Genomic DNA, 210 nt, shown 5'->3' on the forward strand with positions numbered 1-210 from the left:
GTTTGCCAAGAAGCGCCGCTCGTGACTACTTAATGCGGCGCAGGAACCACGGGATTCTTCAAAACACCGATACCGGGGATTTCCACCTCAAGATCGTCGCCGGGAACGATCGGACCGACACCTGCAGGCGTACCGGTCATGATCACATCGCCGGCCAGCAGCGTCATGAAGCGACTCAAGTAAGCAACGATGTCAGCAACTGAGTAGACG

General features: G+C 56.7%; 1 protein-coding gene. It reads right to left on the reverse strand.

Features of this window, described 5'->3' with window-relative positions; translation table 11 throughout:
* Nucleotides 1-29: 29 nt before the first annotated feature.
* A partial coding sequence (locus AF337_RS40180) for a fumarylacetoacetate hydrolase family protein (protein WP_193393602.1) occupies nucleotides 30-210 on the reverse strand: 181 nt, incomplete at its 5' end.

The organism is Rhizobium ecuadorense (assembly GCF_001187535.1).
Classification (GTDB): domain Bacteria; phylum Pseudomonadota; class Alphaproteobacteria; order Rhizobiales; family Rhizobiaceae; genus Rhizobium; species Rhizobium ecuadorense.